The organism is Streptomyces sp. CB02056 (assembly GCF_001905545.1).
Classification (GTDB): Bacteria; Actinomycetota; Actinomycetes; order Streptomycetales; family Streptomycetaceae; genus Kitasatospora.
In genome coordinates, this window is the sequence record NZ_LIPD01000025.1 from 65,531 (window position 1) to 89,307 (window position 23,777).

Annotated in this window: 21 protein-coding genes; 10 read left to right on the forward strand and 11 right to left on the reverse strand. The window is 74.3% G+C overall.

Annotation, left to right across the window (positions count from 1 at the left end; translation table 11 throughout):
• Positions 1-39: 39 nt before the first annotated feature.
• Positions 40-642, forward strand: coding sequence for a HutD/Ves family protein (locus AMK13_RS39490; protein ID WP_074006373.1), 603 nt, complete (start codon positions 40-42; stop codon positions 640-642).
• An 82-nt stretch (positions 643-724) separates the two neighbouring features.
• On the opposite strand, the gene AMK13_RS39495 is transcribed toward AMK13_RS39490, so the two are convergent.
• The gene (locus AMK13_RS39495; protein WP_380719467.1) at positions 725-1,732 is read right to left on the reverse strand and encodes an esterase/lipase family protein; all 1,008 of its coding nucleotides are present in this window, start codon (positions 1,730-1,732) and stop codon (positions 725-727) included.
• 113 nt (positions 1,733-1,845) lie between these two features.
• Here AMK13_RS39495 and AMK13_RS46240 point away from each other — a divergent pair, with 113 nt between their 5' ends.
• Positions 1,846-3,159, forward strand: a complete 1,314-nt coding sequence (locus tag AMK13_RS46240; RefSeq protein WP_074006374.1) for a PucR family transcriptional regulator — start codon at positions 1,846-1,848, stop codon at positions 3,157-3,159.
• 44 nt (positions 3,160-3,203) lie between these two features.
• On the opposite strand, the gene AMK13_RS39505 is transcribed toward AMK13_RS46240, so the two are convergent.
• Positions 3,204-3,959, reverse strand: a complete 756-nt coding sequence (locus tag AMK13_RS39505) for an acyltransferase (protein ID WP_049650964.1) — start codon at positions 3,957-3,959, stop codon at positions 3,204-3,206.
• A gap of 107 nt (positions 3,960-4,066) precedes the next feature.
• On the opposite strand from AMK13_RS39505, the gene AMK13_RS39510 reads away from it, so the two are divergent.
• Positions 4,067-4,831 (forward strand): maleylpyruvate isomerase family mycothiol-dependent enzyme, encoded by a 765-nt coding sequence (locus AMK13_RS39510; protein ID WP_074006375.1) that lies wholly within the window; start codon positions 4,067-4,069, stop codon positions 4,829-4,831.
• Positions 4,832-4,919: 88 nt separating this feature from the next.
• Here the strand turns inward: AMK13_RS39510 and AMK13_RS39515 are convergent, their stop codons facing one another.
• Positions 4,920-5,693 carry an enoyl-CoA hydratase family protein gene (locus AMK13_RS39515; protein ID WP_074006376.1) on the reverse strand — a complete coding sequence of 258 codons (774 nt, stop codon included), beginning with the start codon at positions 5,691-5,693 and terminating at the stop codon, positions 4,920-4,922.
• 175 nt (positions 5,694-5,868) lie between these two features.
• Here AMK13_RS39515 and AMK13_RS39520 point away from each other — a divergent pair, with 175 nt between their 5' ends.
• Positions 5,869-6,273, forward strand: a complete 405-nt coding sequence (locus AMK13_RS39520) for a RidA family protein (protein ID WP_049650961.1) — start codon at positions 5,869-5,871, stop codon at positions 6,271-6,273.
• Between the two features lie 233 nt (positions 6,274-6,506).
• Complete coding sequence (locus AMK13_RS39525) at positions 6,507-8,810, forward strand: glycosyl hydrolase family 18 protein (RefSeq protein ID WP_074006377.1); 2,304 nt, start codon at positions 6,507-6,509, stop codon at positions 8,808-8,810.
• A gap of 109 nt (positions 8,811-8,919) precedes the next feature.
• On the opposite strand, the gene AMK13_RS39530 is transcribed toward AMK13_RS39525, so the two are convergent.
• Positions 8,920-10,176, reverse strand: coding sequence for a geranylgeranyl reductase family protein (locus AMK13_RS39530; RefSeq protein ID WP_079272936.1), 1,257 nt, complete (start codon positions 10,174-10,176; stop codon positions 8,920-8,922).
• Positions 10,177-10,398: 222 nt separating this feature from the next.
• Here AMK13_RS39530 and AMK13_RS39535 point away from each other — a divergent pair, with 222 nt between their 5' ends.
• Positions 10,399-11,763: a dipeptidase gene (locus tag AMK13_RS39535; RefSeq protein ID WP_049650959.1), complete on the forward strand. Its 1,365-nt coding sequence runs from the start codon at positions 10,399-10,401 to the stop codon at positions 11,761-11,763.
• On the opposite strand, the gene AMK13_RS39540 is transcribed toward AMK13_RS39535, so the two are convergent.
• Together AMK13_RS39540 and AMK13_RS39545 are read right to left on the reverse strand one after the other, a co-directional pair.
• A complete protein-coding gene (locus AMK13_RS39540) occupies positions 11,739-12,599 on the reverse strand; it encodes a DUF4184 family protein (RefSeq protein ID WP_074006378.1) in 861 nt (286 codons plus the stop codon). The genes AMK13_RS39535 and AMK13_RS39540 overlap by 25 nt on opposite strands.
• A 92-nt stretch (positions 12,600-12,691) precedes the next feature.
• Positions 12,692-13,759, reverse strand: a complete 1,068-nt coding sequence (locus AMK13_RS39545) for an NUDIX hydrolase (RefSeq protein ID WP_049660630.1) — start codon at positions 13,757-13,759, stop codon at positions 12,692-12,694.
• A gap of 418 nt (positions 13,760-14,177) precedes the next feature.
• Here AMK13_RS39545 and AMK13_RS39550 point away from each other — a divergent pair, with 418 nt between their 5' ends.
• Positions 14,178-15,092 (forward strand): PfkB family carbohydrate kinase, encoded by a 915-nt coding sequence (locus tag AMK13_RS39550; RefSeq protein WP_074006379.1) that lies wholly within the window; start codon positions 14,178-14,180, stop codon positions 15,090-15,092.
• Between the two features lie 117 nt (positions 15,093-15,209).
• Here AMK13_RS39550 and AMK13_RS39555 read toward each other — a convergent pair whose 3' ends face one another.
• The 5 genes from AMK13_RS39555 to AMK13_RS39575 form a co-directional block, all read right to left on the reverse strand.
• Positions 15,210-16,073 (reverse strand): C40 family peptidase, encoded by an 864-nt coding sequence (locus tag AMK13_RS39555; RefSeq protein WP_074006380.1) that lies wholly within the window; start codon positions 16,071-16,073, stop codon positions 15,210-15,212.
• A gap of 311 nt (positions 16,074-16,384) precedes the next feature.
• Positions 16,385-17,806 (reverse strand): acyl-CoA synthetase, encoded by a 1,422-nt coding sequence (locus AMK13_RS39560; RefSeq protein WP_074006381.1) that lies wholly within the window; start codon positions 17,804-17,806, stop codon positions 16,385-16,387.
• Positions 17,807-18,034: 228 nt separating this feature from the next.
• On the reverse strand, positions 18,035-18,997 hold the full coding sequence (locus AMK13_RS39565; protein ID WP_074006382.1) for an electron transfer flavoprotein subunit alpha/FixB family protein: 963 nt from the start codon (positions 18,995-18,997) through the stop codon (positions 18,035-18,037).
• A 45-nt stretch (positions 18,998-19,042) separates the two neighbouring features.
• Positions 19,043-19,828, reverse strand: a complete 786-nt coding sequence (locus AMK13_RS39570) for an electron transfer flavoprotein subunit beta/FixA family protein (protein ID WP_049656477.1) — start codon at positions 19,826-19,828, stop codon at positions 19,043-19,045.
• 252 nt (positions 19,829-20,080) lie between these two features.
• Entirely contained in the window at positions 20,081-20,431 is a 351-nt protein-coding gene (locus tag AMK13_RS39575; protein WP_049656479.1) for a TlpA family protein disulfide reductase, read from the reverse strand.
• A 305-nt stretch (positions 20,432-20,736) separates the two neighbouring features.
• On the opposite strand from AMK13_RS39575, the gene AMK13_RS39580 reads away from it, so the two are divergent.
• The 3 genes from AMK13_RS39580 (at position 20,737) to AMK13_RS39590 (ending at position 23,701) form a co-directional block, all read left to right on the forward strand.
• Entirely contained in the window at positions 20,737-21,162 is a 426-nt protein-coding gene (locus tag AMK13_RS39580; RefSeq protein WP_049656482.1) for a DUF4395 domain-containing protein, read from the forward strand.
• Positions 21,163-21,384: 222 nt separating this feature from the next.
• Positions 21,385-22,155: a lysophospholipid acyltransferase family protein gene (locus AMK13_RS39585; protein ID WP_074006383.1), complete on the forward strand. Its 771-nt coding sequence runs from the start codon at positions 21,385-21,387 to the stop codon at positions 22,153-22,155.
• 196 nt (positions 22,156-22,351) lie between these two features.
• Positions 22,352-23,701: a PD40 domain-containing protein gene (locus AMK13_RS39590; RefSeq protein WP_074006384.1), complete on the forward strand. Its 1,350-nt coding sequence runs from the start codon at positions 22,352-22,354 to the stop codon at positions 23,699-23,701.
• The last annotated feature ends 76 nt before the right edge of the window (positions 23,702-23,777 follow it).

Sequence of the window (23,777 nt, forward strand, 5' to 3'; positions counted from 1 at the left end):
CTGTCATCCGTCATCCGCCGTGTGACAGGATGCGAGGCCATGACGACCAGCGAACGCTTCCAGGTACTGCGGGCGGGCGAGCGCCCGGCGACGGCGTGGCTCAACGGGGGCGGGGTGACCAGGGAGGTCGCCGGGTTCCCGGTCGGCGCCGGACTGGACGCCTTCGACTGGCGGGTCAGCCTCGCGGACGTCGCCTCGGCGGGGCCGTTCTCCCCGTTCCCCGGGATCGACCGGGTGATCACCCTGGTCGAGGGCGCCGGCATGGCGCTCACCGTCGACGGTACCGAGCAGCTGGTCGACGCGCCGTTCCGGCCGTTCGCCTTCTCCGGCGACGCCACCACCGACTGTCGGCTGCTGGCCGGCCCGGTGGTGGACTTCAACGTGATGACGCGCCGCGGGCGGGTCGAGGCCGCGGTCGACCTGGCCACCGCGGCCACCACGGTCGACGTCCCGGACGGGAGCACCGCCCTCCTGGTCTGCCTCGCCGGCACCGCCGCTGTCCACACCGCCACCGTCCGCACCGCCTCCGTCGACGGCGTCGAACTCGCCCGCTACGACGCCGCGTTGCTCGACACCCCGGGCACGTACGAGCTGCACCCGGACGGCACCACCGCCGTCATCGCCTTCCGCACCGCGCCCTGAGAGCCGGTCAAGGGCCGCACCACCGAACAGCGGCGCTCCCACCTCCCGGGACCACCCCGGGGGCAGGAGCGCCGCCGCCGCTTCACCCGCAGAACACCGGCGTGGCGTGCCCCGGATCCAGCGCGTTGGTGACCAGGTGCAGCGCCGTCGGCGAGAACGCGATCCCGACGTGCTCCACCAGCGAGACCGGGCAGTGTTCCTGCACCACCTGGTTGTCGACGTCCGGGCCGCTCAGGAACTGGGTCCGCCACGGGGTGACGACTTCATCGAGGACCGTCGAGATCACCGTGTAGCGCACGCCCGGTACGGTGTCGGGCCGGGAGGCCATCACCGTGTTGAAGTCGGAGCCCACCGCCTGGTCCCGGCAGGCCTTGCAGACCGTGTAGATCAGGTCCGCGACGCCCGGGAAGTACGGCACCAGGTTGGTGATCCCGTCGAGCGTCGTGCCGTGGTTGGACGGCGCCAGCCCGACCAGCCTGCCGACCTTGGACCCGCCACCGAGGAACTTGAGGTAGTAGTTCGGCAGCATGCCGCCCTGCGAGTGCCCGACGATGTCGACCTTGGCCGCGCCGGTCGCGGTCCGCACCAGGTCCACGAACCGGCCGAGTTGGGCCGCCGACTCCGGCACCGGCCCGAGGCCGCCGATCGGCAGCAGCAGGCCGCTGCCGCTGGAGGTGACGCCGGGGATCATCCCGTAGTCGAGGGCGAAGACGCAGTACCCGAGGCTCTTCAGCAGCGGGGAGAGCGCCAGCCAGTTCTCGTAGCGGTTGGCGAAGGTGCCGTGCACCAGGACGACCGGGTCGGGGTGCGCGGTGGTCGGCCGGCACGTCCAGTCGTTGGCGCCGGGCGGCGAGGCCACCGTGTCGCCGTCCGGCGGCAGTTCGGCGGACGAGGCGGACGAGCTGGACGAGGCGGACGCTGCGGCCGAGCTGGCCGTGACGGCCGAGGCGCTCGCGACGGGCACGGCAGCGCTCGCCGGCGACACCGTCGCACCGGCCAGCACCGCCCCCGCCAGCAGCAGCGCACCCAGCGCGCCTGCGCCCCTGCGGCGCACCGGAATTGCGGAGAAGCGGAGAAGTGGGGTTCTCAACTGTTGCCTCCACAGCGGAAGTTTGTTACCAACAGGTAACCCGAGGGCACCATCATGCGGTCGCCCCTCCGGCCCGGCCCTTGGGCGTCCCCCAGACCTGGACGGTGTTCTCTGTGACCGGTCACAACGCACCCCACCCCGCACCCCCGAACACCTCCGACCGGACGCCGGACTGGCGCGTCCCGGTGATCGGCGGGCTCCCGGCCGACCAGCGACTGCTCGGCGGCGTACGGGAGCTGGCCGAGACCGTGGTCGCCGCCCTGCTGGAGCGGGTGCCGGTCTACCGCCGGCTGCCCCGCGAACAGCTCACCGGCGAGCTGACCCGGGACACCGAGCGCCGCATCCGCGCCCTCGCCCACACCGTACGGACCGGACTCCCCGCCCCCGCCGAGGAGTTCACCGCCGTCCGGGAGGCCGCCGCCCGGCGGGCCGAGGAGGGCCTGCCGCTGGACGCCGTCCTGCTCGCCCACCACCTCGGACTGGAGGTCTGCTGGGAGTTCGCCACCCGGCACGCCCGGGACGACGACGCCGCCGACCTGCTCGCCCTCAACCGGCTGCTGCTCGACCAGCTCCGCCAGGCCGTCACCGCCGCCGGGGCGGGCTACCTGGACGGCCGCCGCCCTGCCACCGGCCGACGGGACTCGGCCCGGCACTCCCTGCTCGGCGCGCTGCTCGCGGGCACCCCCGCCGACGCGGCCGCCGAGCGCGCCGGGCTCCGCCTGTCCACCGGGTACGCCGTGCTCTGCCTGTCCCTCGCCGACCACCCCGACGAGCACTCCCCCGGTGTCGATCCGGGCATCGCCGCCCTCCGCAAGCTCCGCCGGTTCGAGGCCGAACTCGACCACCGCACCCGGCAGTCGGCGCTCACCGCGCTCACCCCCACGGGCGGCCTGGCACTCGTCCCGTTCGGACCGTCACCCGGTCCGGACGAGGACGGAGCCGGCGAGGCGCCGTGGCCGCTGCTCGCCGCCGCCCTCGCCGCGGCGGCCCGGGCGGCCGGCGTTCCCGTCCTGGCCGGGGCCGCGCCCGCCACCCCCGCCGAGGTGCCCGGCGCGGCCGCTCTCGCCTACGAAGTCCTCGACGTGGCAAGGGCGTTCGGCCGACCGCCGGGGCTGCACCGGCTGGACGACGTCCTGCTGGAGTACCAGCTCACCCGCCCCAGCCAGGCCCGCTCCCGGCTCGCCGCCCTGCTCGAACCGCTCGCCGACGCCGGGGAGTTGCTCATCACCCTGCACACCCACCTGGCCGGCGGTCTGAGCCGCCGCCACACCGCGAGCGCCCTGCACCTGCACCCGAACACCGTCGACTACCGGCTGCGCCGGATCGCCGCACTGACCGGACTGGATCCGGCCCGCCCCGCCGACCTCCCGCGGATCGCCGCCGCCATCGCCGCCCGTACCGCCGAACAGGCCTCCCTCGCCGGGTAGTTCGGGACGACTGCCAGCACCGGGCCGGTGCCCGGCGACCGACTTCAGCCCTGCTCCCCCGGCAGCCGCAGGTCCCAACCGACCAGGGCGCGCAGCTGCTCCGCGGTCACGCCGTCCGGCACCGGCTGCGGAGCGTCGTGGCGCAGCGGCGGCTGCCAGCCCTCCTCCTCCGTCCAGCGGCGCACCACCTTGGCCGGCGCCCCGGCGACCACGCTGTGGTCGGGAACGTCGCCGCGCACCACGGCGCCCGCCGCGACCACCACGTTGCGGCCGATCCGCGCCCCCGGCAGGATCACCGCGCCGGTGCCGATCCAGCTGCCCGTGCCGATCTCCACCGGTTCGTTGCGCGGCCACTGCTTGCCGATCGGCAGCTCGGTGTCCCGGTACTCGTGCGACTGGTCGCTGATGTACACGCCGGGGCCGGTCCACACGTCGTCGCCGATGACGATCGACTGGTGGCCGACGATGTGGCTGTCCCGGCCGATCACGCAGCCGCCGCCGATCCGCACGATCGGCTCCGGCCCGAGGTCGAGCCCGGGCAGGAAGCCCGCGCTGATGGTGACCCGCTCGCCGATGATCGAGAACGGCCCGATGGTGATCCACTGCTCGTTGAACACCGCCCCGAGCGGGAAGCTGAGCGTCGTGCCGTCCCCCAGCTCGCCGAACCGGTACGGGCCGGGGTTGCGGCTGGTGACCGCTCCGGTCCGCTGCACCCAGCGCCAGCCCCGGTGGACGAGGCGTCCGGCGGCGCGGCGGCCACCGGTCCGGACGGCTGAGACGAGCGAACGGGTTATCGGCATGCGCTCACGTTACCGGCCCGTAGCATCCGCCCGTCCGCCGGGAGGCAACCGGAGGAATGTCCGAAATCCGCGACCGGCGGACGGGCCGCGATGGAAGACTCCGTCCCATGGAGATCACCGAGCACATCGACGCGCTGCGCCGCGAGGGCACCAGGCTCGCCGAGGCCGCGGCCCGTACCGAGTTGTCCGCCCCCGTACCGACCTGTCCGGACTGGCAGCTGACGAAGCTGCTGCAGCACATCGGCTCCGTCCACCGCTGGGCCGCCGCGATCGTGTCCGGAGGCGCGCCGACGCCGCCGGACGAGGCGGACGCGCAGGCCGCCGTCGGGCCGCTGCCCTCGGACGCCGCGCTGCTCGACTGGTACCGCGAGGGCCACGCCGCCCTGGTGGACACCCTCACCGCGGCGCCCGCCGACCTCGAGTGCTGGACCTTCCTGTCCTCGCCCAGCCCGCTGGCGTTCTGGGCCCGGCGCCAGGCGCACGAGACCGCCGTGCACCGCCGCGACGCCGACGCGGCCGCCGGGGTGCCCGGTCCGGTCGTGGACACCGCGCTCGCCCTCGACGGCATCGACGAACTGGTGAGCGGCTTCACGACCCTCGGCCGGTCCAAGCTGCGCAGCGACCGGCCGCGCACCCTGCTGGTCCGGGCCACCGACGGCCCCGGCTCCTGGCACCTGACGATCACCCGGGATGCGCCGGCCGTCACCACCGGCGAGGGCCCCGAGCCGGCCGATCTGACCCTCGCCGGCCCGGCCCACGAGCTCTACCTGCTGCTGTGGAACCGGCTGTCCGCCCAGCAGGCCGGGGAGGTCAAGGCGATCGGCGACCAGAGCCTGCTCGCCCTCTGGAGCGAGACGGCGGCGGTCCTCTGACCGTGCCGGCCGCGACCCCTGCGCACGGGTCGTCACGCCCGGGGGCGGCGACGCCCCCGGGCGAACGGGCACCCGGGAAACCCGGCCCTCAGCGCACCCAGCGCGCGGGCCGCTTCTCCAGGAACGAGCGCATCCCCTCCTGCGCCTCCGCCGAGCCGAAGAGCCGCGCCGACAGCTCCACCAGCTCCTCCGCGTCCCGCTCGAAGGAGCGCACCACCTCGGCGTTGGCCAGCCGCTTCGACTCCGCCAGGCCCTGCGGGGAGCCCAGGCGCAGCGCGTCCAGCAGGCCCTTGAGCGCCACGTCGGTGGCCTCGGCGGAGTCGGTGGCGCTGGTGATCAGCCCGATCCGGGCGGCCTCGGCGGCGTCGAAGACCTCGCCGGTGAGGTAGTAGCGGGAGGCGGCGCGCGGGTCCAGCTTCGGGCGCAGCGGCAGCGAGATGACGGCGGGCGCGAGGCCGAGCCGCACCTCGGTGAAGGCGAAGGTCGAGGCCGGTCCGGCGACGGCGAGGTCCGCCGCGCCGACCAGGCCGAGGCCGCCGGCCCGGACGTGGCCGTGGATGACGGCGATCACCGGCTTGGCGCAGTCCACGATCGCCCGCTGGAGCTCGACCAGGCCGCGCGGGCCGACCGTCGGGTCCGCGCCGGTCGCCTCGGAGAGGTCCGCGCCCGCGCAGAACACCTTGCCGGTGTGCCCGAGCACCACCGCGCGGACCTCCGGGTCGGCCGCGGCGGAGGCCAGTCCGGCGTGCAGCTCGGCCATCAGCCGGGTGGAGAGCGCGTTGCGGTTGTGCGGCGAGTCGAGGGTGAGCGTGGTGACGGCGTCGGCGGTGCTGACGTGGACGAGGGGCGCTGCGCTGGTCATCGGCGGGGCCTGCCTTCCGGCTGAGGGTGGGTCGGACTGCGGGCGTGGTCCGGGAGGTGCCCGGACGACGCCCGGACGACTCTGGCACGCCCACCCGTCCCTCGGCCAGAGCGAGCCGGAGCCCCCGGGCCGTCGGGCTTGCCTGCCCGAGGGGGCATGGATCAGGATCCGTCCCATGACCACCTCTCACCTCACCCGCATCACGGAGCCGCCCGGAGTCGCGCCCGGCACCGGCTACACCCAGGTCGTCGCCGGAAGCGGCCGACTGGTCCAGGTGTCCGGGCAGGTCCCGTTCGACGAGAACCGGGACCTGGTCGGCCCGGGGGATCCGAAGGCGCAGGCGCGGCAGGTCTTCGAGAACCTCCGCCGCTGCCTGGCCGCCGCCGGGGCCGGGTTCGAGGACGTCGTGAAGTTCACCTACTTCATGACCGACATCGCCCACCTCGCCGTGGTCCGCGAGATCCGCGACGAGTACCTGGGCTCCGTTCCGCCGCCCGCCTCCTCCGCCGTGCAGGTCTCGGCGCTGTTCCGGCCCGACGTGCTGATGGAGATCGAGGCGATGGCGATCGTCCGCGAGTAGCGGGAGCGGCGGGAGCAGCAGGGAATAGCGGAGCGACGGGGGCGGCGAGACGGCGGGAGCATCGGGGACAACTCCCAAGTGGTACAGACCTGTTGACGCATTGGTCCAGTCCTCCTACAGTTCCCATGCCTTGCCTCCCCACGGCACAGGCATCGATCGCACACGGATCAACCGCACGGATCAACCAAGGTTCTACGTCACCCTGTTCAACCCCCACAGTCACAGGGAGAACCATGTCCGCTCGATCCCGGGCCGGGCGCCCGCGCGTGCGCAGCAGACTGCTGGCACTGCTCTCCGTCCTGCTCCTGCCCCTCGCCGCGCTCACCGCGCTGGCCGCCCCGGCGAACGCCGCCGGAAAGCTCACCGCCACCTTCACCACGGCCGACAACGGCTCCTGGTGGCAGGGCACCTACATCGTCCACAACGACAACGCGACCGCGGTGAGCGGCTGGACCCTGGAGTTCGACCTCCCGGCCGGCGTCACCATCGGCAACAGCTACAACGGCACCGCCACCGTGAACGGCCGGCACGTCACCGCCACCGCGGCGTTCTACAACTCCACCGTCAACGCCCACGGCACCACCGAGCCGTACAGCTTCTGGTTCGTCGGCAACGGCCCGGTCACCGCCCCGCTCAACTGCCGTGTCAACGGCGACAAGTGCGACGGCAGCGCGGACGTCCCGCCATCCGCGCCGGGCACCCCGACGGTCACCGAGTCCACCGCGCACACGCTCGCCCTGAGCTGGCCGGCCGCCACCGGCGGGGACTTCCCGGTCGCCTCCTACGACGTGCTGAGCGGTAGCACGGTGCTCGCCTCCAGCCCGTCCACCGGCGTGCTGGTCACCGGCCTCACCCCGGCCACCTCGTACACCCTGACCGTCCGCGCCAAGGACAGCCGCGGCAACACCGGCCCGCTCAGCGCGGGTGTCACCGCGTCCACCTTCGACCCGTCCACCGACACCTCGCCGCCCACGGCGCCGGCCAACCTCCGGTCCACCGCGGTTGGTTCGACGGACGTGACGCTCGCCTGGAACGCCGCCACCGACAACGTCCGGGTCGCCGCGTACGACGTCTACCAGGGCGGCACCCTGGTGGCCACGGTCACCGGCAGCACGCTCGGCGCGACCGTCGGCAGCCTCTCCCCGTCCACCGCCTACACGTTCACCGTGAAGGCCCGGGACGCCGCCGACAACGCCTCGCCCGCCTCCGCCCCGCTCACCGTGACCACCTCGGACCTGGTCGGCGCCGGGAAGTACGCCCGGGTCGGCTACTTCGTCCAGTGGGGCATCTACGGCCGCCAGTACTTCGTCAAGAACCTGGACACCTCGGGCGCCGCCGCCAAGCTCGACGTCGTCAACTACGCCTTCGAGAACATCGATCCGGTCAACCTGACCTGCCAGGCCGGCGTCACCAAGGGCACCACCGCCAACCCGGAGGACCCGGACCAGGGCACCGGCGCCGGTGACGCCGACGCGGACTACGGCCGGGCGATGAGCGCCGACCAGTCGGTGGACGGCGTGGCCGACGACGGCTGGGGCAAACTCCGCGGCAACCTCAACCAGTTGAAGAAGCTGAAGGCCAAGTACCCCAACCTGAAGGTGGTCGTCTCGCTCGGCGGCTGGACCTACTCCAAGTACTTCTCCGACGCCGCCGCCACCGACGCGTCCCGCCAGAAGTTCGTCAAGTCCTGCGTCGACACCTGGATCAAGGGCAACCTGCCGGCCTACAACGGCGCCGGCGGCGACGGCGTGGCAGCGGGCATCTTCGACGGCATCGACCTCGACTGGGAGTGGCCCGGCTCCGCCGACGGCCACCCGGGCAACCACTGGAGCGCCAACGACAAGGGCAACCTGACCCTGCTGCTGGCCGAATTCCGCAAGCAGCTGGACGCGTTGGGCGGCTCGCACAAGCTGCTCACCGCCTTCACCCCCGCCGACCCGGCGAAGGTCGCGGCCGGCTGGGACCTCTCGAAGATCTTCGGCTCGCTGGACATCGCCAACGTCCAGGGCTACGACTTCCACGGCTCCGGCAGCGACAACTCCTGGGAGCCGAACCGCACCGGCCACGCCTCCAACCTCTACCAGGACCCGAACGACCCCTACGCCACCCACTTCAGCGTGGACACGGCCGTCCAGACGTACCTGAACGCCGGGGTCAACCCGCGCAAGCTGACGATCGGCTTCCCGTTCTACGGGCGCGGCTGGCAGACCGTCGCGGACGGCGGCGCGAACGGCGCCTGGCAGTCCGCGAACGGCGCCGCACCCGGCCAGTTCAGCGACGAGGCCGGCACCCGCGGGTACAACAACCTGATCACCAGCCTCTCCGGCCTCAAGGTCTACCACGACCCCAAGTCCGTTGCGACGTACGGCTACACGGGAGCCGGCGGGCAGTGGTGGACCTTCGACGACGCCTGGTCGATCTCGCAGAAGACCGCCTACCTCAAGTCGAAGAACCTGCTCGGCGGCATGATCTGGGAGATGTCCGGCGACACCCCGTCCGGCACCCTGATGTCCGCACTGGACACCGGGCTCAAGTAGCGCTCCCCGCAAGGGAAGCGGGGCCGGTGCCCCTCCCGCGCACGGAGGGACACCGGCCCCGCTCCACAGCGTCACGAGCTCACGACGCCACGACGCCACGACGGCCGCCCTACCGCGAGGCCATCGACGCCAGCCGCCGCGCGGCCCGGTACTGCCGCAGCACCTGGGCGAAGGAGGTGTGCCCCTGGGTGGTCCGGGCGAAGGCCCGCCAGGCCGGCGGCACCAGGCAGACCGCCGCGTGGAACAGGTACGGCCGCCGCTCGAAGGCGCCCAGCAGCTGCTTGCCCGCGCGCATCTCCACGCCCAGCCCGGCCTTGACCGCGAACGCGTAGTTCAGCGCCTCGCGCCGCACCGCCGCCGCGTTGCCCGCCTCGGCGACCTGCACCGCCCACTCACCGGCCAGCCGGCCCGAGCGCAGCGCGTACGAGATGCCCTCGCGGGTCCACGGCTCCAGCAGTCCGGCCGCGTCCCCGGCGACCAGCACCCGGCCGCGGGAGAGCGGCGAGTCCTCGGTCCGGCAGCGGGTCAGGTGCCCGGACTCGACCTGCGGGGTGAACCCGGACAGGCCCAGCCGGCGGATGTAGTCGGCGAGGTACTGCTTGGTCCGCTCGCCGTCGCCGCGCGCCGAGATGACGCCGACGGTCAGGCTGCTGGTCTCGGTCTTCGGGAACACCCAGCCGTAACTGCCGGGCAGCGGGCCCCAGTCAAGGTGGATCCGGCCCGCCCAGTCGGCCGCGACCTGGGCCGGCACCGGGATCTCGGCCTCCAGGCCGAGGTCGATCTGGTCGAAGGTGACGCCGACGTGCCGGCCGATCCGGCTCGCGCTGCCGTCCGCGCCGACCACCGCGCGAGCCTCGAAGGTGCGCCCGTCGGCGGCCGTCACCAGGGCCGTCCGGTGCTCCCCGCCGCGCTGCTCGACGCCGGTGACGGTCACTCCGGTGACCAGCACCGCCCCGGCCTGCTTGGCCGCCTGCACCAGGCGCAGGTCGAACTCGTCCCGGTTGACCAGGCCGAACAGCATCCGCTTGGACCGCCGCGTACGGGTGTACCTCCCGTTGTAGGCGAAGGTGACGGCGTGCACCCGGTCCTGCAGCGGCAACCGGAAGTCCGGCGGCAGGCTGTCCCGGGAGGGGCCGATGATGCCGCCGCCGCAGGTCTTGTACCGGGGGTGTTCGGCCTTGTCGAGCAGCAGCACCCGGCGGCCCTGGGCCGCGGCGGCGTGCGCGGCCGAGGAGCCCGCCGGTCCGGCGCCGACCACCACGACGTCCCAGACGCCGTCCAGCGGCGCGGCCGCGTCGTCGGTCGGACCGCCCTCGGCCGGGCTGTCGAGCGGGCTACGGGAATCGGAGCTTCCGGAGTCAGTCACGTCGAGCAATCCTATGCGTCCGGCCGCGCCGGTCGAGCGCGCCGCCCCCGCACCGGCGCCACCCGGCCGTACGGCCCGCCCGAAGGCGGCCCCTCCCCCTGAGGCCCGGTCCGCGGCCCACCCTCGGAACTCCCTGTTCCGCTCCACCTATGATCGGCACTACCGCAAACCGCCTCCTCCGCCCGCACCACCCCAAGGGCGGACCGTCCCCCCGGAGCCCCGATGTCACAGCCCCTGGCCGACGCCGTCCGATCCCTGATGGACCGTGCCCGCACCGACCTCGCCGAGCTGGTCGCCTTCCCGTCGGTCGCCGACCCGCGCCAGTTCCCGGTCGAGGAGTGCGAGAAGGCCGCGCGCTGGGTCGCCGACGCCTTCGCCGCCGAGGGCCTGACCGGCATCCGGCTGCTGGACACCCCGGACGGCACCCAGTCCGTCTACGGCGAGCTGCCCGGCCCCGAGGGCGCGCCGACCGTCCTGCTCTACTCCCACTACGACGTCCAGCCCCCGCTGGACGAGAACGCCTGGCACAGCCCCGCCTTCGAGCTGACCGAGCGCGACGGCCGCTGGTACGGGCGCGGCGCCGCCGACTGCAAGGGCAACATCCTGATGCACCTGACGGCGCTGCGGGCGCTGCGTCAGGTCCACGGCGACGCCTACCCGGTCGGCCTGAAGATCATCGTCGAGGGCTCCGAGGAGCAGGGCACGGGCGGTCTGGAGCGCTACGCCGAGGCCCACCCCGAGCTGCTCGCCGCCGACGCCATCATCATCGGCGACACCGGCAACTTCGCCCCCGGCCTGCCCACCGTGACCACCTCGCTGCGCGGCATGACGATCGTCGAGGCCACCGTCACCACGCTGGCCGGCAACCTGCACTCCGGGGCCTTCGGCGGCGCCGCCCCCGACGCGCTCCAGTCCCTGGTCCGGATGCTGGCCTCGCTGCACGACGAGAACGGCGACGTCGCGGTGGCCGGCCTGACCGCCGACCAGACCTGGACCGGCGTCCAGTACCCGGAGGAGCAGTTCCGCTCCGACGCCAAGGTGCTCGACGGCGTCGCCCTGACCGGCACCGGCACCCTCGCGGACCGCCTCTGGGCCCGCCCGGCCGTCACCGTCCTCGGCATCGACGCCCCGCCGGTGATCGGCGCCACCTCCTCCGTCCAGGCCACCGCCAAGGCCCTGATCAGCCTGCGCGTCGCCCCGGGCACGGACGCGGGCGCCGCCCAGGACGCCCTGGTCGCCCACCTGGAGGCGCAGGTCCCGCTCGGCGCCCGGCTCACCGTCGAGCGCCAGGGCAACGGCGCCCCGTTCCGCGCCGACACCAGCGGCCCGGCGTACGAGGCGATGGGCGAGGCGATGGCCGAGGCCTTCGGAACGGCCATGGTCGCCTCCGGCGAGGGCGGCTCGATCCCGCTCTGCAACACGCTGCGCTCGCTCTACCCGCAGGCCGAGATCGTGCTGATCGGCGTCGAGGAGCCGACCACCCAGATCCACGCGGTCAACGAGAGCGTCGACCCGCGGGAGCTGGAGCAGATGGCCCTCACCGAGGCGCTGTTCCTCCGCCGCTACGCCGAACTGCGCTCCGTCTGACGGACCTTCGCAGCGACGTCCCGAGGCTCTTCGCGGAGGACGTCCGGCCGCCCGCCGCGCAACCGGCGGGCGGCCGCCAGCACCGCCGCGTAACCGACCGCGCCCACCGCGAGCCCGGCCCCGGCGCCGAAGCAGACCTCCGGCACCAGGTTCCGCCGCAGCGGAGCGAGCCGGTGCAGCACCCCGGCGGCCGTCGCCGCGCCCAGCGTCGCGACGGCCGCCCGCCGGGCCCGGGGCGCCAGCCGCACGGTCGGCCGCACCGGCTCGACGGCCCGCACCGCCCGCGCCGCCCAACCGCCCAGCGCCGCCAGGGCGAGCGCCGAACTGCCGTACTGCAGCGCCTCGTACAGCGGGACCCCGGCCACCGGGCGGTCCAGGACGGGCAGCAGCCGCACCCCCAGCCGGTCCCCGTGGGTGAAGGCGTCCCAGCCGACGTGGGTGGCCGCCCCGATCGCCGCCGAGGCCGCGAACCACGCCGCGCCACCGACCGCACCGGCGTCCGCGGGGCCTGCGGCGTTCCCGGCCCGCCGGACGGTCAGCGCCTCGGCGCCGCCCGCCCACCGCTCGGGCAGCAGCGCCACCAGCGGCCCGCGCAGCAGCCCGTGCCAGCCGGCCACCAGCGCGCCGGCGATCGCCACGTCCACCGTCGGCACCGCCCACCAGCGGTGCGTGAGCCCGCCCTGGCCGTACACCCCGGGCAGCAGGGACTCGGCGAAGAACGGCACGTCCGGCGCCATCGATCCGGCGACCAGCGCCGACGCCACCAGGGGCCCGCGCGCCCCGGCGGCGCGCAGCAGGGGCAGGACGGCGGCGGGGTGGCTCAACGTGAAGGGCATGCCCCCATCCTGCCGCCCGGGACCGCGGCACGCCGCGCCGGGAGGCGCACCACGGTCCCTCCACCAGCCCCCGGCCCCGCGCCGACCGGCCGCTACGCCGCGTCCGCCGTGCTCGCCAGCCCCACGGCCACCCGGCTCCCCGCCTCCAGGTACCGCAGCTCGCCGCTCCGCCGCGCGTCCAGCGCCGCCGCCAGCCGCCGGTAGCGTCCCGGGGGCAGCAGCTCCCCGGCCTCGTCCAGGGTGACGAAGCGACAACCGCGCAGCTCCTCCTGCTGGAGCAGCAGGTGCTGCCGGCCCTCCTCGTCCAGCAGCCCGCCGTCGTACATCAGCCGCAGGCCGCCGCGGCGCGGGCCGGTGCGCGGCTCCCAGTCGACGGCGAGCAGGCGCAGCGCGGACGGGTCCAGGCGCAGGCCCAGCTCCTCGGCGGTCTCGCGCAGGGCGGCGTCGGTGGGGGCCTCGCCGCGCTCGACCACGCCGCCGGGGAAGTCCCAGTCGGGCTTGTAGACCGGGTCCACCAGCAGCACGCGGTCCTGCTCGTCGAAGAACAGGACGGCGGAGGCGACGGTGTCGCCGGTCGGGTCCGGGGTCTGGACGATCGGGCAGCGGGCGGCGCCGACCCGGACCAGCTCGGCGATCCGGTGCGCGGTCTCCCGGGGGGAGATCCCGCTGGTGTCGATCATCCGGGCGTCCCCGACCAGCCAGCGGCGGGCGGCGCGGTAGCGGGGCAGGTGCTCGAGGCACCAGGCGCGGACCCGCTCGCTGCCCTCCGGGTCGCCCGGGCACTCGTCGCGGTGGGCTATGCGGTCGCGCAGGATCGTTTCTTCAGGGTCCAGCACGACGTGGTGCACCGTGATCCCGTGCGAGGCCAGGTCCCCGAAGATCTCGTCCCGGTAGTCCTCCCTGAGCAGGGTCATCGGGACCACCAGCGGGCCCCCGACCTCACCGAGCAGCGCCGCCGCCGTCTCGGGGACGAGCCGGCGCCAGGCCGCCAGGTCCTGGAAGTCGGACACCGTCGCCAGCCGGTCGGCCGGGAGCATCCGACGCAGGCCGAAGCCCACCAGCTCGGGATCGAAGAGCACGCTCCCGGGCAGCAGTTCCACCAGCTCGCGGCAGGCGCTCGTCTTGCCCGCCCCGAATGTGCCATTGACCCAGACGATCACAACGTCCCCTGCCCTCGACTTCCCCCGATGCCGTTCGCACCGGGCAGCGCCCCCGTTGGTCGAACCAGCGCCACCCGTGGTGGTACCCGCGCCACGCCGCTCCCCATGCCTCCCCGGCGCGCCCGCCCGCACGCTCCGATCTGCCCCGTGACAGCGGCATGTGCCCAGGTCAGACGCCCGTACGCGGAAATATGCAGACCGGTCTACATCAAAATTGCACCCCTTCGCCACTGCTAGGGCACAGGATGCCTGGTGGGTCGACCCGCCCCGCACGCCCCACGCGCACGCTCCGCACGCCCCCCACTCGTACGCCCCCGTGCGCCGCGCGCGCCCCGGGCTCGGCCCGTACGCGCCCTGCGCTCGACCGCCACCGCCCGCCTCCTTGCGCCGCCCGCGCCCCACCGCGTACAGAGGAACGATGAAGCTGCTTCCCGCCGGTCGGGTCGTCGTCATCGGCTCGGTCAACACCGACCGCATCCTCCGCTGCCCCGTGCTGCCCTCCCCCGGCGAGACCGTCCTCGCCACCGCCGCCACCCGGGGCTTCGGCGGCAAGGGGGCCAACCAGGCGGTGGCGGCGGCCCGGATGGGGGCGGCGACGCACCTGGTCGCCAAGGTCGGACGGGACGCCGAGGGCGAGGCGGCGCGTGCCGACCTGCGGGGCGCGCAGGTCGAGACGGGCGCCGTCCTCACCCACCCGGACGCGCCCACCGGTCAGGCGATCGTCATGGTCGACCCGGCCGGCGAGAACAGCATCGTCGTCCTCCCCGGCGCCAACGCCCACCTGACCCCGGAGGAGGTCACCGCCGCGCTCGCCCGCCTCCGGCTGCTCCCCGTCGACGTGGTCCTGACCAGCAACGAGGTCCCCGCGGAGTGCGTCCGCGCGACCGCCGCCGCGCTGCCCGCCGCGGGCCCCTCGGGCGGCACCCGCTGGCTGCACAACACCGCCCCGGCCAGCACCCTGCCGGAGGCCGGCCCCACCGGACGCCGCCCGCTGGTCGTCGCGAACGCCGTCGAGGCCCGCCAGCTCACCGGCGCCGCCGACGTCACCGGGGCCGCCCGGGCGCTGGCCGAACACGCCGAGGGCGCCGTGGTCACCCTCGGCGGCGAGGGCGCGCTGGTCGTCGTGGACGGAACGCCGACCCGGCTGCCCGCCCCGACCGTCCGAGTGGTCGACACCACCGGCGCCGGCGACGCCTTCTGCGGCGCCCTCGCCGCCGCACTCGCCCGCGGCGCCGCGCTGCCCGACGCGGCCGCCACCGCCGTCGCCGCCGGGGCCTTCGCCGTCACCGGCCTCGGCGCCCGCGGCGCGCTGCCCCGCCCGACGGACCTCTGACCGGGCGTCGGGCCGAGCGGGCGTCGCGCGCCCCGGGCTCGGCCCGGACCGACGAGGACACCCCCGTCGGGGGCACCGGGCGGACCCGGCACCCCCGACGGGCGGACGGCGGCCCCGCTACGGGCGCCCCATGTACGACGGGTAGTAGCCGCTGCTGATCCCCGAGATCCTGATGTTGGTCCCGGGCCGCGCGGCCTCGACGTACCTGTTGTCGCCCAGGTAGATGGCCACGTGCTGGATGCCCCGGGCGGTCCCGTCCGGCGACCAGAACAGCAGGTCGCCGCGGCGCAGCTGGCCGGCCCCGATCGGCGTGGTCGCCGCGTACTGGTCGTTGGCCACCCGCGGCAGGCTGATCCCGCCGCGCCGGAAGGACTGCTGCACCAGGCCCGAGCAGTCGTAGCCGTCCGGCCCGTTGCCGGCCCGGCGGAACGGCACGCCCAGCTGGGAGAGCGCGAACTGCACGGCGGTCTCGACGTCCCGGTCCTCGGCGACCGAGTCGTCGACGTAGCCCGGGGAGTCCGAGGAGGAGCCGCCTCCGGTGCGCTCCAGGTAGATGTCGTAGTGCGAGGTCCAGCGCCACTCGCCCCTGCTGTTGCGGAACCAGTAGCGCGAGCCGTCCCAGCCCTGGGTGATCCCGCCGGAGGACGTGGTCGTGGTCCTGGCGGCGGACGAGGAGCCGCCTCCGGTGCGCTGCACGTAGACGTCGTAGTGCGAGGTCCAGCGCCACTGCCCCTGGCTGTTCTTGAACCAGTACCGGGAGCCGTCCCAGCCGGCGTGCGCCGGGGCGGGCTCGGCGGCCGCGGGGCTGACACCGGTGCCGAGGCCGATCAGGCCCGCACTGGTCGCGATCACGGCCACCATGCCTATCCCCCGACGGAGCCGCGCGCCGCGGGACGGACGGGAGGGACGGACGGTGGCAGCGTCCTGCTGCCCGGTCGGTTCGCCGGCGGCCTCCGGCGCGCCGGTGTTGACGGTGGTCATCGTGCTGACTTCCTTCACTGCTGCGGATCGCTGCGGATCGCTGCGGATTTGCAGCGGGTTGCTGTGACCGGCCAGGACTGGCCGTGCTTGTCGGCAGGGCCCCCGCCCGGCACACCGCGGCTTCCGGTCCTGCGACCGGAAGCCGCCGGCGTGCCGCCCGGGGGGTCGGCCCTGCCTGCGTGTCACGTTAGGCACGCGTCCGCTCACTGCGCGCAGTGGAGTGCGCCAATGGAAGGGTCACGGGTGGTGAGCACCGACGGCGCATCAGGGTGAACACCCGTCATCCGAGGGGGCGTCCGACCGCCCTCTCCTCAGCGGCCGCCGGCCTCCGCCAGCAGCTGCTTCTTCAGCACCTTTCCCAGGGCGTTCCTGGGCAGTTCGGGCACCAGGACGACCCGGCGCGGCCGCTTGTGCACCGAGAGCCGCTCCGCCACGAAGGCCGTCAGCTGCTCCCCCGTCACGGCGCCGTCCGGGATGACGTACGCGACGATCGCCTGTCCGAGGTCCTCGTCCGGCACGCCGACCACCGCCGCGTCGGCGACCGCCGGGTGGTCGCGCAGCGCGGCCTCCACCTCGCCCGCGCCGATCCGGTAGCCGCCGCTCTTGATCAGGTCCACCGAGGCGCGGCCGACGATCCGGTGGAAGCCGTCCGCCCCGATCACCGCGACGTCGCCGGTGCGGAACCAGCCGTCCGCCGTCCACGCCTCGGCGTCCGCGTCCGGCCGGTTGAGGTAACCGCTGAACAGCGTCGGCCCGGAGACCTGGAGTTCGCCGACGCTCTCCCCGTCGCTCGGCACCGGCGCGCCGTCCTCGCCGACCAGCCGGGTGCGGACCCCCTCCACCGGCAGCCCGACGCTGCCGGGGCGCCGCTCGCCGTCCGCCCGGGTGCTGACGGTGATCAGCGACTCGGTCATCCCGTACCGCTCGATCGGGGCGTGCCCGGTGAGCGCCGCGAGCTTCTCGAACACCGGCACGGGCAGCGGCGCGCTGCCGGAGACCAGCAGCCGGGCCGGGGCGAGCCGGGCCGCGGCCTGCGGGTCCGCCGCCAGCCGGGACCACACGGTGGGCACCCCGAAGTACAGGCTGCCGCCCGCCGCCGCGTACCCCTCCGGGGTGGGCCGCCCGGTGTGCACCAGTCCGCTGCCGGTGCGCAGGGCGCCGAGCACGCCGAGCAGCAGCCCGTGCACGTGGAACAGCGGCAGGCCGTGGACGAGGGTGTCCTCGGCGGTCCACTGCCAGGCGGCGGCGAGGGCGTCCAGGTCGGCGGCGATCGCCTCGCGCCGGATCACCACTCCCTTGGGGGCGCCGGTGGTGCCCGAGGTGTAGAGCACGAAGCCGGTCGACCCGGCGGCGGGCTCGGCGTAGCTGGTGGTGGAGCGCCGCGCGGGGTCGACCGGCAGCCCGGCCACCGAGGTGTCCTGCGGCAGCACCTCCCCGACGGCGTGCGCGAGCAGCGCCGCGCCCGAGTCGCGCAGGATGTGCTCGCGCTCCTTGGGCCCCGAGTCGGGCGGCAGCGGCACCACCGGGACGCCCGCCAGCAGGCCGCCGACCACGGCGGTGACGGTCTCGACGGTGGGCCGGGCGAGCACCGCGAGCGCCGGGGCGCCGGCCACCCGGTCGGCGACGGCGGTCGCCGCGCCCAGCAGGTCCTCCCGGGAGAGCGTCCGACCGTCGATCCGCAGCGCGTCCGCCGCGTCGCCGAAACCGCCCTGAAGTGCCGTCAGCAGTGCCATGCCACCGTCCTCGCCTCGTCCATCACCACCGCGCCGCGCCCGTGCGCCACGCGCCGGCGCCGACTCTACGGGCCGCCGCCCGGCCCGCCGCGCGCCGGGGACGGCGAGCGGGGCCGGCGACGGCGGAGAACGACCGGGAAGGCCGGGGAAGGACCGGGGACGGCCGGGTACGACGGAGGGCGCGGCACCGGGCACCCGGCACCACGCCCTCCGAACCTTCCGCGCGGATCAGGCCTTGCGGGCCTTCACCTCGGCGGTGAGCTGCGGCAGCACCTGGAAGAGGTCGCCGACCACGCCGTAGTCGACCAGCTCGAAGATCGGGGCCTCGGGGTCCTTGTTGACGGCCACGATGGTCTTCGAGGTCTGCATGCCGGCCCGGTGCTGGATCGCGCCGGAGATGCCCGCCGCGATGTAGAGCTGCGGGGAGACCTGCTTGCCGGTCTGGCCGACCTGGCTGCTGTGCGGGTACCAGCCGGCGTCCACCGCGGCACGCGAGGCGCCGACGGCCGCGCCCAGCGCGTCCGCGAGCTCCTCGACCACGCCGAAGCCCTCGGCGGCACCGACACCACGGCCACCGGAGACCACGATCGCGGCCTCGGTCAGCTCGGGACGGCCGGAGGACACCCGCGGGGTGCGCGAGACGACCTTGGCGGCGTTGCCGGTGAACGCCACGGCGACGTCCTCCACCGCGCCGGCGGCCGGAGCGGCCTCCGGGGCGACGGCGTTCGGCTTCACGGTGATGACCGGCGCGCCCTTGGTGACCTTGGACTTCACCTGGAAGGACGCGGCGAACACCGACTGGGTGGCGACCGGACCGCCGTCGCCGGCCTCCAGGTCGATGGCGTCGGTGATGATGCCGGAGCCGATCCGCAGCGCGACGCGCGCGGCCACCTCCTTGCCCTCACCGGAGGACGTCACCAGCACCGCGGCCACGTCGTTCGCCTTGGCGATCTGCGCCAGCGCGTCCACCTTCGGGACGACCAGCTGGTCGGCGAACTCCGCACCGTCGGCGACGTACACCTTCACCGCACCGTACTCGCCGGCCTTCGCCGCGATGCTGGCCGCGGCCGCACCGGCGCCCAGGACGACGGCGGACGGCTCACCGATACGGCGGGCCAGGGTCAGCAGCTCCAGGGCCGGCTTGCGCACCGCGCCGTCGGCGTGGTCCACCAGAACCAGGATCTCAGCCATGATTCGTTGCTCCTGATCGATCGTTGGGTTCGCGAACGGGTGGGACTAGATGAACTTCTGGTCGGCGAGGAAGGTCGCGAGCGACTTGCCGCCCTCGCCCTCGTCCTTGACGACCGTGCCCGCGGTCCGCGCCGGACGCGCCGCCACCGACTCCACCGCCGTCCACGAACCCGCCAGACCGACCTCGTCCGCCTCGATGCCCAGGTCGTCCAGGTCCCACGACTGCACCGGCTTCTTCTTCGCCGCCATGATCCCCTTGAACGACGGGTACCGGGCCTCACCCGACTGGTCCGTCACCGACACCACCGCCGGCAGCGCCGCCTCCACCAGCTCCGTCGCCGCGTCACCGTCCCGACGACCCTTCACCACGCCGCCCTCGACCGACACCTCCGACAGCAGCGTCACCTGCGGCACACCCAGCCGCTCCGCCAGCAGCGCCGGCAGCACACCCATCGAACCGTCCGTCGACGCCATGCCACCGATCACCAGGTCGAACCCGGCCTTCTCCAGCGCCTTCGCCAGCACCGCCGACGTCCCGACCACATCCGAACCGTGGATGTCCTCGTCGTTCACGTGCACGGCCTTGTCCGCACCCATCGACAGCGCCTTGCGCAACGCGTCCTTCGCGTCGTCCGGCCCCACCGTCAGCACCGTCACCTCGGCGCCCTCGTTCGCCTCCGCGATCCGCAGCGCCTGCTCCACGCCGTACTCGTCCAGCTCCGACAGGAGGCCGTCCACACCCTCCCGGTCGGTGGTGTGGTCGTCCGCGAAACGACGGTCACCCGTCGCGTCCGGCACGTGCTTCACACAGACAACGATCCTCAAGCTCACGGCCTGTCTCCTGTACTGGTCTCGTCCGGCGGCTGCGGCGGTGCAAGCGGGCGCGAACACGGCACGCACCCGCTCCGGGCAGCGAATTCCCGTGCCGGTCCGGAACTTCCTGGCAGCATACTCGCCGGTAGTGCAGTGGTCACTACTGGCCAGTAGCTTATGCCGTGCGGCTGCTCCCGCCGCCTGTGCCCATCCTGCCCCAGCGCGGGGCCGACTCCACCCGCCGGGGCGGAACACCTGCGGCCGGATTGCTCACACCACGCGACCGAGCGCCGCGATCACGTCCACCCGGCGCGGCTGGCCCGCCGCCCGACGCACCACCCGGCCCTCCCCGTCCAGCACCAGGACGGTCGGCGTCCGCCGGACCTCCAGCCGGCGGACCAGCTCCAACCGCTCCTCGGCGTCCACCTCTATGTGCTCCACCCCGTCGACCATCCCTGCCACCTCCGAGAGCACCCGCCGGGTGGCCCGGCAGGGCTGGCAGAAGGCCGTCGAGAACTGCACCAGCGTCGCCCGCGCGCCGAGCGGCCCGCCCAGCTCCGCCCCCGACAGCCGTACGGCGTCCGACCGCGGTACCGCGTCCGCCCCGTCCTCGGTGCTCACCCTCGTCCTCCCGTCACTCCCGGCCCGTCACCTCTGGCCACGGCGGGCCGGGACCGGCCCCGTCGAGGCACGACAACACACGCCGTCGGCCCGGTCATCCCCCCAGTCTGCGGCAGCGCCCGCGGCGCCCGAAACACGGTCGACCGCCAGGGCCGGGACACGTACGATCGGCCGATGGACTCCGACCGCCACCCGATGCCGCCGCCGGTCCGCCGCCGCGTCATCGCCCCGGCCAGGACCACCGTCCACCGACGGCGCTGACGCCCCGCCGCTGCCGCCGCCCGTCGCGACCACCCGGAGCCCCGTTGCAGACCGATCCCCGCGGTCCCCGCTTAGCCGCAGCGCTCACCGCGATCGTCCTGGCCCTCGTCCTGGCCACCGGCAGCTGCCCGCTACTGGGAGCCCAGACGCTCGTCTTCGCCCTCGGCTCGTTCGGCGGCCTGCGCCTGGCCCCGTACGTCCGGCTGTTCCAGGCGCTCGTGCTGCCCCGGCTCGCACCGCCCTCCGCCACCGAGGACGAACGGCCGCTCCGCCTCGACCAGGGCGTCCTCATGGTCTTCGCCGCGGTCGGCACCCTCGGCTACTGCACCGAGGTGACATGGCTCGGCGTGATGGGCGCCTCGACCGCCCTCACCGCCGCCTTCGCCAACGCCGTGTTCGGCTACTCCGTGGGCTGCGAGCTCTACCCCCTGGTCCGGCACGCCCAGGGCCGCCTCACCTCCCGCGCCTGATGCGAGCGGCCGAAAAGTTCCCGTTCGAATTCATCACGGAGATCACATCGGCAATATTCACTTGACCGCACGCCTCAGGTGACAGCAGGCACTCGTTCGGGGGATCATCTCCGTGAATCACCCGTGACCGCCGCGGAGTGCCGTACTCCGGTCGGCACCGCCCGCGCAACGGAGCGGGTACCCGCCGAACCGGGCTCCGGCCCGTGGAAGTCAGGACTGACCGTGGCAGAGTTCGTGTACCCGCCGGTGATCGGCGCCGCACTCACCGCCTTCCGCGCGCTCGACGTGCGGATCAAGATCGTGGGCGCCGAACACATCCCCGCCAGGGGGGGAGCGGTACTGGTCAGCAACCACATCAGCTACCTGGACTTCCTCTTCGCGGGCCTCGGCGCGTACCGCGGCGGCAAGCGCAAGACCCGCTTCATGGCCAAGGACGACGTCTTCAAGCACCGGATCTCCGGCCCGCTGATGCGCGGCATGAAGCACATCCCGGTCGACCGCACCGACGGCCAGCCCGCCTACGAGGCCGCCGTGCGCGCCCTCAAGGCCGGCGAGGTGGTCGGGGTCTTCCCCGAGGCGACCATCAGCCGCTCCTTCATGCTCAAGAAGTTCAAGACCGGCGCCGCCCGGATGGCCGCCGACTCCGGCACCCCGCTGCTGCCCGTCGTGCTCTGGGGCACCCAGCAGCTCTGGACCAAGGGCCGCCCGAAGACCCTCACCAAGCGGCACGTCCCGGTCACCATCATGATCGGCGAGCCGATCCACCTCGGGCCGGACGACAAGCCCGTGATGGTCACCCGGCGGCTGCGCGCCGCCATGAGCGAGATGCTCGACCAGGCCCAGCGCGAGTACCCCGGCAAGCCCTCCGGCCCGGACGACACCTGGTGGCTGCCCGCCCAGCTCGGCGGCACCGCGCCCACCCTGGAGGTCGCCGAGGCCGAGGACGAGGCGGAGGCCCTCGCCAAGGCCGAGCGCCGCGCCACCCGGGGCTGAGGCCCGCTCCGCTCCCCTCTGTTCCTCTCCCCTCCACTCCCCTCTACTCCGTGCGATCGAGCGAGCGCGGTCCGTCGCGTGTCGCCGGACCGCCGACGTCCCCCGTCTGACACAGTGACAGCTCCTTTCAGGGGCCTTCGTCCTGAATCCTCGGCGGGGGCACACGTCGGAGCGGTCGAGAGTCTCGGAGGCGGAGATGGCACGGATCACCACCGGCACACGGCAGTCACCCACGGGCAGGGCCCGCACCCGCGCGAGCGCCGGTGCGGGCCTTCTGCTTCTGGGCGCCCTGCTCACCGGCTGCGGGGCCGAACCCGGGGAGATCCCGCTCTCGGAGATCCGGCCGGAGACCCCCACCGCCACCCCCGAGGCGACACCCGCCGCGACCCCCGGCGTGGTCGGCGCGGCCGTCGGAGCCCCCGCGGCCGCCGCGCACAACGGGCTGATCGTCAGCCGCGCCTACACCGACGCCGCCCGCACCAGCACCGCGATCGTCACCCTCTCCCCCGACGGCACCGGCCAGCACCAGGTCACCCAGCCGCCGGCCCGCGCGCTCGACGACCGCCCGGACTGGTCCCCCGACGGCGCCACCATCGCCTTCGACCGCACCGACCCGCAGACCGGCACCGCCCGGCTCTGGACCGTCCTCACCGCCGGCGGCCCCGAGCACCAGGTCAACCAGCTCTGCGACAGCGGCACCGCCGACTGCGCCAACGAGGACGAACGCGCCCCCGCCTTCTCCCCCGACGGCAAGCAGGTCGCCTTCAGCCGCTCCTGGGGCGCCCTGGACCCGTCCGGCAGCCACCAGATCCAGTACTCCGACCTCTACCTGATGACCCCCGAGGGCACCGACGTCCAGCGGCTCACCTTCCTCACCAACGACAAGCCCTACTCCGGCGCGGTCAGCAACCCCAGCTGGTCCCCCGACGGCAAGCAGCTCACCTTCGAGTACCGCACCAGCGCCACGGGGCAGCCCGCCAACAGCCGCGCCATCTACGTGGTCAGCGCGGACGGCACCGGGCTGCGCCAGCTCACCCCCTGGGAACTGCGCGCCGGCGACCGCGCGGACTGGTCCCCCGACGGCACCCAGATCCTCTTCACCACCTACCCGGCCGGCCCCGACAACGCCCCCGGCGGCGGCATCTACACCGTCCACTCCGACGGCAGCGCCGTCGGCGCCCTCACCCCCGCGCCCTCGGACGCCTTCTACGGCGCGGCCGCCTACGCTCCCGACGGCAAGTCCATCGTCTTCGCCCAGGCGCCCGCCGGCACCGGCGCCGACCTCTACAGCATGCGGCCGGACGGTACGGGCGTCGCCCGTCTCACCAACAGCGCGGACAAGTGGCTCAGCCGGCCGGCCTGGGGGACGGCGGAGGCCCCGGCGGCTCCCGCCGACCAGGTCCAGGCGACGGCCCAACCGTCGGATCAGCCGTCATCGGCTCCTCAGGCACCCCAGGCGCCGCGGCCCGATGCCCAGCAACCCGCCCAGGCCCAGGGGCAGGCGCCCACGGAGAAGCCGCAGCCCGAATCCGACTCCGACGAATAGATTCGCCCCGGCCCTGAAAACGCGAAGAGCCCCCATCCGGGACCCGGATGGGGGCTCTTCTGAAGAATTGTTCGGC

Coding starts and splice junctions, on each gene's coding strand:
- AMK13_RS39490 (WP_074006373.1), top strand. CDS start 40: ATGACGACCAGCGAACGCTTCCAGGTACTGCGGGCGGGCGAGCGCCCG.
- AMK13_RS39505 (WP_049650964.1), bottom strand. CDS start 3,959: ATGCCGATAACCCGTTCGCTCGTCTCAGCCGTCCGGACCGGTGGCCGC.
- AMK13_RS39510 (WP_074006375.1), top strand. CDS start 4,067: ATGGAGATCACCGAGCACATCGACGCGCTGCGCCGCGAGGGCACCAGG.
- AMK13_RS39515 (WP_074006376.1), bottom strand. CDS start 5,693: ATGACCAGCGCAGCGCCCCTCGTCCACGTCAGCACCGCCGACGCCGTC.
- AMK13_RS39520 (WP_049650961.1), top strand. CDS start 5,869: ATGACCACCTCTCACCTCACCCGCATCACGGAGCCGCCCGGAGTCGCG.
- AMK13_RS39525 (WP_074006377.1), top strand. CDS start 6,507: ATGTCCGCTCGATCCCGGGCCGGGCGCCCGCGCGTGCGCAGCAGACTG.
- AMK13_RS39535 (WP_049650959.1), top strand. CDS start 10,399: ATGTCACAGCCCCTGGCCGACGCCGTCCGATCCCTGATGGACCGTGCC.
- AMK13_RS39540 (WP_074006378.1), bottom strand. CDS start 12,599: ATGCCCTTCACGTTGAGCCACCCCGCCGCCGTCCTGCCCCTGCTGCGC.
- AMK13_RS39550 (WP_074006379.1), top strand. CDS start 14,178: ATGAAGCTGCTTCCCGCCGGTCGGGTCGTCGTCATCGGCTCGGTCAAC.
- AMK13_RS39555 (WP_074006380.1), bottom strand. CDS start 16,073: ATGACCACCGTCAACACCGGCGCGCCGGAGGCCGCCGGCGAACCGACC.
- AMK13_RS39560 (WP_074006381.1), bottom strand. CDS start 17,806: ATGGCACTGCTGACGGCACTTCAGGGCGGTTTCGGCGACGCGGCGGAC.
- AMK13_RS39565 (WP_074006382.1), bottom strand. CDS start 18,997: ATGGCTGAGATCCTGGTTCTGGTGGACCACGCCGACGGCGCGGTGCGC.
- AMK13_RS39590 (WP_074006384.1), top strand. CDS start 22,352: ATGGCACGGATCACCACCGGCACACGGCAGTCACCCACGGGCAGGGCC.